This window comes from Sporosarcina koreensis, assembly GCF_001531445.1.
In the GTDB taxonomy this organism is placed as follows: domain Bacteria; phylum Bacillota; class Bacilli; order Bacillales_A; family Planococcaceae; genus Sporosarcina; species Sporosarcina koreensis_C.
Map to the genome: position 1 here is coordinate 1 of NZ_LQYA01000091.1, position 7405 is coordinate 7405.

Sequence of the window (7405 nt, forward strand, 5' to 3'; positions counted from 1 at the left end):
TGCTTGCATATTAGGAATATCAATCATGGGGCTCATTATCGGTGCTTTCCTTTTATTGCAAATGCATATCGACATTGCTTCCTTGCGGGACGATTTGCTGCAATCCGGTATCACTCCTACAGTATTCCCGTTCATCGCGCTTTATATTTTGATCGGAAATTCAGTAATTGAGGAATTCTTTTTTCGAGGATTGCTGCCTCATTTATTCGGCCAGTCCAAATTGCGGTTCATCCTGCCGCCGTTCTTTTTCGCTGTTTACCATATCGCGATTTTCTTGCCATGGTTTACATTACCGATTTTATTGCTCGCTGTCGGAGGCCTTTGGGCAGGCGGCCTGATTTTTCAGCTTGTGAATGAAAAATCCCGCACGATCCTGCCGTCTTGGATCATCCATATGTTTGCGGATCTCGGCATATTATTTATCGGGGTGTATATTCTTTATTTTTATTGACACGGAAATGCTCGATTTTCTTCGGATTGCTGAAGATTATCAGTGTAAATCTTATGGTTTAGCCCATATCAAATACAAATAACCTGCCAAGTAACGCTCTTCCCTAACAAGACTTAGACGTGACTCTTTTACAATATCAGAAATATTTCTGTTCTGATGGCATCCTACAACCTTTAGTACCAATGGATTCAAAGATTTTTGTAAACCTGCCAAAAGTTTATTTGTACTAATGCCATGCTCCAACATAAGTATTTTCCCTTCTGGCTTGCACCACTTTTGAAATTTATTTAGGACATCGACAGGATCTTGATAGGCACATAAACTGCCAGAAGAGATGATAGTATCAAAGCTGTTTTCGTCAAATTCAAACGTTTCGATATCATTTTGTATAAATGTCGTTTTAAACGGATAATTGAGTGCCGCATTCTGTGCTGTTTTCAACATTTCATGGCTAAAATCCAATCCTGTCAATTCAATATTGTTCCTGTAGTAGGGAAAGTTAAGTCCTGAACCAATGGCAACTTCCAAGACCTTTCCTTCAGCTTCTTGAAATATTCGTTGACGAAACTTTGAAGCCTGACCGTTTATTCGTCGTTTATCATATTTTTTTGCCTGCTTATCAAACTTTTTAATTAATGATTGACGATTCATTTCATTCCCCTATCTCCTTTCCATTCGGTCTATATAGTATATAGAAAAACGGCCCGACTAATACTACATTTTTACAAACTATATCACTGTTCCAATAGCAAAGATTATTACTTATCGGAATATTGACCATTATTTTATTGGCACGGAAATGTAAAATATAGGTTTTTAATGGAAAAGCACTTATTCATTCTATTGTTAACGCCTTTAGAAAAGAGGTAGCATCTCAAATTATCAGAACTTTAATTATCCACACGAACTTTGATTTGTATTGTGTCAAGAAAAAGTATTAGTGACCCCTGAAAATTTCAAATTTTAGATTCTGGAACAAGGAAAGTTTACGATTTACCGATTATATAAAAAATAGAATATATGGAGGATTTATGGTAATGCTCAAAAAAGGTATTTTTGTCACTTGTTTTATTTGTTAGTTCTTTCGGGAATACGGTATTTGCTAGTAATTTATTTGCTATTCCTGGCGAAAAAGAAAAAAATGATACAAGTGTTGAAGAAATTGATTGGGATCAAGTTGAATGGTACGAAACACCAATAGATAATGAACGCAAAGATTTTAATGATAGGGAAGAGTTAAATTTAGCTGAATTTGAGTTTATTAGTATTCAAGAGGCAGAGGCAATTCAAAAAGAGTATGGTATTGAAGTAATTAATGAAGATCAACTAGGTGAAATCCAACCTTTTTGGTGGCATATTATCGGAAGGGTTGTCTGGGTTGGCGGTAGGTATGTAGTACAAGTTGGATCTAGGACTTTTACAAAACAAGCGCCTGAGAAAGCAGCAAATGCTTTAAGAAATTTCACTCCTACAAATATATCTATTGGTAGTGGTAGAACTGTAGCATTACAAAATAGCAGTATGAATCATGTTCTTGTAAATCATCATCCATTATATTGGACAGGCGCTACTGGGAAAACAACTTTTCACTTTAACCTTGCTGTAAATGATGTGCGAGCAAAGATTATTTCAATTGTCAACGCTAATAGAAGTACAATTATAAATGGTAACGGATATGCTACATTAAATGTTAGTATAGATGGACAAATGTACAGATTGGTTGTAAGTAATTATCGAATAAATACTTTCTATCCTTTTTAAATATATTTTACAACATAATAATGAATGGAGTAGTATATGCTTACTATCACCACATACATTGAACAAAAAACTTTGGATTCGTTCTACTTTAACAAAGAAAATTTTCAAGACTATTTTATTTCCTTAAATGACACATCATCAGCTCAGGTTGTCAATAGACGATTAAAAAAGCATAAAGGCCATAAGTTAGAGGGTGTAGTAATTATTAAAACAATAGATACTACAATGACTGACTTTATGGACTGGGATGATATTGATTTAATGTGGATTGGTATCCTGCAAATGATTTTGGAGTATAAAAAAACAGGTTTTGGAGAACACTTTATGGCTATGAATGGCCATAAGTGGAGTATTAAAAAAATCATTACAAATCCAGAGAACCTGATGTTATTTAGAATAAAAAGGAATCCTTTGAATTTTGAAAGCAAAGACTCTCATGAATTTTATAAAGAAACAAAAAACATAGTTAATGAAAAAGACTTTTTCTTTAAAATTCTTCAGGCTGCTAATGAATTTATCTTTTTTAGAGAAAAACTATTTAAAATTGATAGTGTAGGCAGATTAAAAGCGTTAATGTCCGAAATTCAATAATGAAAAGTGAAAAAGTCTTTCATAAGTATCAAACTATATAAAAGTCTTATGCAAATCTCTTTTTAAACAATCCGCATGCCTGCCGATAACTTCAGCATTGCATGCGGATTTTTTATTTTGTCGGCACGGTCACTGTCACTTTAAACAAATCACCATCCAAATCGATTTTCATCTGTCCGCCATGCATGTCGGCGATTGATTGTGCGATGGCTAAACCGAGGCCTGAGCCATCGGTATGACGTGATGTATCGGCACGTTTGAAACGTTCGAAAAGCTCATCGACATTTTCACCGAGCTCGTATTTCGTAATGTTTTTTACGATGAACTCTGCCGTCTCCCCTACTTTTCGGAGTGTTACGTACACGCGAGTGCCCGGTAATGAATATTTGACTGCATTGACGATCAGGTTATCGAGGACGCGCCACCATCTTTGGCCGTCTAGATTAGCGATGAGCATGTCGTCCGGAAGTGTCGTCCGGAAATCGAGGCCGGAGTTGGCAATTTCTTCAGCATGCTCTGCGAGTGCTTGCTGGAGCAATTGCGTCAAATCGACACGCTGCTTGTGCAGTTCAAGATTGCCGCTTGCCATTTTCGACACTTCGAATAAATCCTCGATAAGCGTCTTTAATCGCTGGGATTTTTTATCAAGAATGTCTACATATTTCGCGCGTTCCTCTGGCGTAATCGTTTCATCTTTCAAGAGATCGGTGTACGTGATGATCGACGTCAACGGTGTACGCAGATCGTGGCTAACATTCGTGATTAATTCCGTTTTTAGCCGCTCGCTTTTCGCCTGCTCGGTCATGGAAACCCGCACGCCTTCTCGAAGATTGTTTAAGTTTTTCGCATGCTCTGCGAGTGGTGAACGACCTTGGACTTTGATGTCTTCATTTAAATGTCCTGCAGCCATTTTTTCTGTATCAATGATGATCCGGTTCAAGTAAGCAGAACGTCGGATGAAAATATAGAGCGCTGGCAAGCCGAGAAATAGGACGCAAGCAACATAGACGACAAAGAAAAACGGATCTATGAATCCTCCGACGAGTCCTATACCAGCAAGGAAAAAGCCGATAAGCAGGATGAATGATTGAACGCCGATCGATTTTTTCAAGAACATCTCACCCAACGCCTTTAAGAATTGGATTGTGAAACTATTTTTTATGTCCTTTGCCAATACCCCTTCCCGCTTCCATCGTTCCACACTGTTCACAAGCTGAAATGCAAGCAACGCAGTCATGATGACGCCAACGATAAAGAAGGTGCCGAGCCAAATGACCCATCTCTCTAGGCTTTGGTGTGTAAATAAGTTCAGCAGATTGTAGGACTCACTGTTGATGTATCTAACTAAAATCAGCGCTGACATGAAAAGTGTTGCAGCCTTTACATCGATTTTCACTTCGGCATACCAATCTGCAATCGGAGTTCCTGTTACCCATTCCTTCTGAAACTTCATGACAGTTAACAAGGCGATAAGCGCCAGCAAGCCAAGGATCCAAAAAGCATACATGCCATATTTGCCTCTGTTGAAATCCTTGTATTGGGCATATAAAGCACCGCCTTTCTCAAAGGCCGCCTTCGGAACGATGACAACGCCTTCAAAAGATTGCACGGGATTTGCCATAGCAGTTATTTCTTCATCGGATACATGAGCATCTTCGTAGTAATTAATATATGGCGTTGTCCATTCTGAATAGCGTCCTGGTAATGAGCTAACCTTTAAGTAGTCACTGTTTGCATTAAAGTTCTTTTTATAAACAGCAGGCTTCGAAATATCACCTTTAGAAAACGTCTCGCCAGTTTCTATATTCTTTAATTTATAGGCGACATGTATTGAATAGGATTTGTTTCTAATTTCATTCAAATAATTTTCTAAAACCTTTTCTTTCGTTTTACGAATTTTCGCCTCTACATGTCCATTTCCCTCAAAATTCTTTCGGATATCCTCCAATTTCATATCCCGTTCTTCAATCAATGTCTCCCTTAATAAGTCATTACTAGCATCCTTTGCATCGGCAATTCTTTGTGCGTATTGATCGTGGATATTGGCGAGCTGGTCTGCCAATGTGCCATAGCGAGTCCGATGCTCTTCAATTTCGCTCTCGGATACTGTGATTTTCTTCTTTGCCTCTTCTATGTTGATCGGATTTAGAACAGAAGGACCGATCACATCATAAAACTCGTCTAACCGCCACTTCATATCATCCGAATCGGAAAAACCCTTTCCTATCAGCCCTGTTCCCTGTCTTACAAATGACAGACTGGCGAGCAGCATAATCGTAACGAGCGTAGCCCATATGACTAGAAAAACTTTATTTTTCATCAGGCTGCGCCCCCTCTAATGATGCGAGAGAAATATGCGATCGTCCGCGAAGAACGTTCCCAACCGCTTTCAATCATGTCGAGTATATGGGGGAAGCAGTAACCTATGCTGACAATTGCGATACAGATGGAGAATACCGACAAGACGACGCTCCAATCATTTCTCGATTTTGTAGCCAATGCCCCACACCACCTTTACATATCTCGGATTTTTTGGATCTGCTTCAATCTTTTCACGTATTTTACGGATATGGACCGCCACAATATTTTCCGCATTATACGCTTCTTCATTCCACACTCGTTCATAAATTTCATTTATCGAAAACACACGCCCCGCGTTTTTCATTAGCAATTCCGTAATCTTATACTCGATTGGCGTCAGCTTCACCGGTTTCCCATCTACCGATAATTCTTTCGCATCTTCATCTAACGTCAACCCATCAATTTCAATTTTCTTCTGACCATCATATGTGCCGAATTGGACATACCGCCGCAGCTGTGACTTCACACGCGCCATCAGCTCGAGCGGGTGGAACGGCTTCGTCACATAGTCATCCGCTCCGACCGACAATCCATGGATCTTATCCGTATCCTCCGCTTTCGCACTGAGCATGATGATCGGGATGTTTTGCTCCTCCCGGATTTTGAACGTCGCCGTAATCCCGTCCATATTCGGCATCATAATATCGAGGATGAGCAGATGGACTTCATTCATTTGAATCAATTCGAGCGCCTCTTTCCCATCCGCCGCCTTCAATACGTTATATCCTTCGTTTTTTAAATAAATTTCAATCCCATCGCGGATCTCTTTATCATCATCCGCCACAAGCACTGTGAATTTCGTCATCATCCGCACCTCACTTTCCTCTATGATACCAATTGTATTGGTTAAATCTTAACATTCCATTAGGGGAATTATGAAGAAATTCTTAAGATGGGTGGTGGATCTCAATTTAGGAATGACTAATAAATGGGTAAACGGTGATAAGCTACTGCCGGCTTGGAAAATTGGTGGGCTTACATGGAGCTCGCCATGGAGAACGCCTGAATGATAGCGCAGCGGTGATAAACTCCTGAGGAACGGTGATAACTTAGTTGCAAGCGGGGTAAAACTTTTGCGCCCTATCTTTTTCTACAAACTTTCATCGCTTTACAATTCACCGCTTCCATAGTGCTACATAAAAAGGTTTAAAGAACACCGATTTTAGACAATTCGCATTGTTGATTAATTGGAAGAATGATAGACTGTGGATACTAGCTACGGCGAAAGCTGCTTAAGGGGGAGGAATGCAATAAAGAAATGGTTACCGGCATATGTTCCGCTAATCGGATTATTGCTGTTCGGCTGTGCGGATGGTGAAGTAGTCGCTCCGCCTCATCAACCGACTGAGATGGAGACCGCAATCACTTTGAAACCCGATCTCCAAGTACATTCTGGTGATAATAGCATTCGAGCAATCTATGACAAGCATTGCTGGGAAACGGCAGAAAAAACGTGCTCATTGGCGCCGACTCCTGCACAGGAAATCTTGGAGCATGAACCCGCAAATCAAGTAAAAGTTGGTGATGAACTCCACTTCCGGTTTTCCATTCCTATGGATGATATAGATTTTCCGAGCCCTGATGCATTCGAATTGGTCATTCATAAAGACGGCGAAACAACAGCCGTGGAAGTCGATGACGACATAGCACAAGCACCTCTGGCTGAAGGAAGGTATTTCATGTCTGTCAAAGCGATATGGAGTGGCGACGTGAAAGGTGAAGCGATTTATGCGTTTTTATTGTCAGCGAAGGAGAATTAAGAGAATCGGCATCATGTAGTTCCCCCCGGCGAAACTACATGATTTCTTTTGTTCACCCTATTCCCAATCGAAAAACTCAGATTAATTCTTCAAGTGACTGTTGACAGAAAAATTTGCACATGCTACCTTTAATCAAATACAAAATCGTATAGCTAAGGAATGGGTGGTCTGAAATCTATCAGATCTTAAATGGGAAGCCGGTGCAAATCCGGCGCGGTCCCGCCACTGTGACAGCATTATGCTGAAGCCAGACACCAGCCCGTTTCAATAACGCTGCAAACCTACGGTAGATAGGATGGTGTTAGAACTCATGCGCAAATCAAGTTGCATGCTTTTTCAGTATGCAACGGCCGATTGAACTGGCATTTCCGTACACTTCTAACCTTTCCGTTAGAGGTGTTTCTTACGTTCAGTCAAGTAGTTTTATACACTTTATTTGTGAATATAAATTATATAGTCTGGGGCGGATGGAAATCTAATG

At 39.9% G+C, this 7405-nt stretch carries 7 protein-coding genes and 1 riboswitch; of the genes, 4 read left to right on the plus strand and 3 right to left on the minus strand.

The features are described 5' to 3' along the window. On the plus strand, positions 1-451 hold a 451-nt coding region (locus AWV70_RS11280; protein ID WP_235588632.1), incomplete at its 5' end, for a CPBP family intramembrane glutamic endopeptidase. A gap of 51 nt (positions 452-502) precedes the next feature. On the opposite strand, the gene AWV70_RS11285 is transcribed toward AWV70_RS11280, so the two are convergent. Continuing rightward, a complete protein-coding gene (locus AWV70_RS11285) occupies positions 503-1102 on the minus strand; it encodes a class I SAM-dependent methyltransferase (RefSeq protein WP_060207109.1) in 600 nt (199 codons plus the stop codon). Between the two features lie 405 nt (positions 1103-1507). Between AWV70_RS11285 and AWV70_RS11290 the strand changes: the two genes are divergently transcribed. After that, complete coding sequence (locus AWV70_RS11290; RefSeq protein WP_060207111.1) at positions 1508-2212, plus strand: hypothetical protein; 705 nt, start codon at positions 1508-1510, stop codon at positions 2210-2212. Between the two features lie 36 nt (positions 2213-2248). Then, a complete protein-coding gene (locus AWV70_RS11295) occupies positions 2249-2803 on the plus strand; it encodes a hypothetical protein (RefSeq protein WP_060207114.1) in 555 nt (184 codons plus the stop codon). Between the two features lie 112 nt (positions 2804-2915). Here the strand turns inward: AWV70_RS11295 and AWV70_RS11300 are convergent, their stop codons facing one another. Both AWV70_RS11300 and AWV70_RS11305 read right to left on the minus strand, forming a co-directional pair. Continuing rightward, positions 2916-5123, minus strand: coding sequence for a sensor histidine kinase (locus AWV70_RS11300; protein ID WP_060207116.1), 2208 nt, complete (start codon positions 5121-5123; stop codon positions 2916-2918). A gap of 156 nt (positions 5124-5279) precedes the next feature. Continuing rightward, positions 5280-5969: a response regulator transcription factor gene (locus tag AWV70_RS11305; RefSeq protein WP_060207120.1), complete on the minus strand. Its 690-nt coding sequence runs from the start codon at positions 5967-5969 to the stop codon at positions 5280-5282. 400 nt (positions 5970-6369) lie between these two features. Here AWV70_RS11305 and AWV70_RS11310 point away from each other — a divergent pair, with 400 nt between their 5' ends. Then, positions 6370-6924, plus strand: a complete 555-nt coding sequence (locus AWV70_RS11310) for a hypothetical protein (protein ID WP_060207118.1) — start codon at positions 6370-6372, stop codon at positions 6922-6924. Between the two features lie 144 nt (positions 6925-7068). After that, positions 7069-7201, plus strand: a riboswitch (cobalamin riboswitch). Positions 7202-7405 lie beyond the last annotated feature (204 nt).

What these genes read in the sequence shown, in the direction of transcription:
- AWV70_RS11285 (WP_060207109.1), bottom strand. Translation starts at nt 1,102, where the DNA reads ATGAATCGTCAATCATTAATTAAAAAGTTTGATAAGCAGGCAAAAAAA.
- AWV70_RS11295 (WP_060207114.1), top strand. Translation starts at nt 2,249, where the DNA reads ATGCTTACTATCACCACATACATTGAACAAAAAACTTTGGATTCGTTC.
- AWV70_RS11300 (WP_060207116.1), bottom strand. Translation starts at nt 5,123, where the DNA reads ATGAAAAATAAAGTTTTTCTAGTCATATGGGCTACGCTCGTTACGATT.
- AWV70_RS11305 (WP_060207120.1), bottom strand. Translation starts at nt 5,969, where the DNA reads ATGACGAAATTCACAGTGCTTGTGGCGGATGATGATAAAGAGATCCGC.